This window comes from Kitasatospora xanthocidica, from assembly GCF_014656195.1.
Classification (GTDB): Bacteria; Actinomycetota; Actinomycetes; order Streptomycetales; family Streptomycetaceae; genus Kitasatospora; species Kitasatospora xanthocidica.
In genome coordinates this window covers 1-1,212 of sequence record NZ_BNBY01000068.1, presented here as the reverse complement: position 1 = coordinate 1,212, position 1,212 = coordinate 1, and the positions used below count along the sequence as shown (strand labels likewise).

Here is a 1,212-nt window from a genome sequence, read left to right as displayed (position 1 = left end):
CGGCCAGCCAGAGGATGAGGTCGCGCGCGATCGTGCCGATGCTGGTCTCGGTGATCACGTCGTGTTCGCGGCGGCTCGCGTCGCGGCGGACGATCTCGTATCCGCCCTCGTCGAGGACGGTGACCGAGACGTACCAGACGGGGTCGTCCTCGTCGGGCTGGATGACGACGAACGTGTTGTCGATGTCGTTGAGGTCGTCGACCAGCATGAAGATGGCGTCTTCGGACGGGTCGTCGATGTGGTCGCCGTTCTCGCTGTCGGCGCAGTAGTAGTCAGCGGCCACCGGTCTCTCCCCTCGTGCGACGCCCCGCTCCGGGCTCGCGGCCAGCATGGCACGCGAGCCCGACACGTCGGATCTCACAGCCACTGGTTGATCGCGGCGACGAGGACGGCCGCCTCGAAGCGGACGGCGAGTTTGTCGAACCGGGTGGCCACCGCCCGGTTCTGCTTCAGCCGGCTGATGCCGCACTCCACGGCATGGCGGGCCTTGTAGTCCTCGCGGTCGAAGACGGGCGGACGGCCACCGCCAGCGCCCCGCCGCTTGCGGTTGCGGATCTGGTCGGCCGGTTCCGGAATGGTGCACTGGATGCCGCGTCTGCGCAGGTAGGCCCGGTTGACCCTGGACGAATACGCCTTGTCGCCGCGCACCCGAAGCGGACGGGTGCGCGGTCGCCCCGGGCCGGTCCGGGGCACCCGGATCGCTTCGAGCACCGCCTCGAACTGCGGCGAGTCGCCGCGCTGACCAGCTGTGACGAGCAGGGACATCGGTCTTTGGAGTTGCTCGCACGCCAGATGGATCTTGGTCGTGAAGCCGCCCCGCGAACGACCCAGTCCGTGATCCGCGGGCTCCTCGCCCACGCCACCCGGCGGCTCCTTCTGACTGGCCCCGTCCCGCCGGGCTCCGGCGGCGTGCTGGTGGGCCCGGCAGACCGTCGAGTCGACGTTCACCTCCCAGACGATCAGCCCTGCCGCATCGGCCCTCGCCTGCAGAGCAGTCAGGATTCGCTGCCAGACACCTTGTCGTTGCCAGCGGCGGAACAACCCGTAGATCGTCTGCCAGGGACCGTACTCCGGCGGAACGTCCCGCCACGGAGCGCCAGTCCGCACTCGCCACCGAACCCCGTCGACCAGCCTGCGGCGCGACCTCGCCGGACGCCCCACGCCGGCACCCGGCAACAACGGCTCCAGCACAGCCCACTGGTCATCCGACAG

The 1,212-nt window shown here is 69.8% G+C and carries 2 protein-coding genes; both read right to left on the bottom strand.

The window, feature by feature from the left end:
• On the bottom strand, positions 1-283 hold a 283-nt coding region (locus IE332_RS40450), incomplete at its 3' end, for a hypothetical protein (RefSeq protein WP_373313972.1).
• A gap of 74 nt (positions 284-357) precedes the next feature.
• Positions 358-1,212 (bottom strand): IS5 family transposase (locus tag IE332_RS40445; RefSeq protein ID WP_229929325.1); only part of this gene is annotated, 855 nt, incomplete at its 5' end.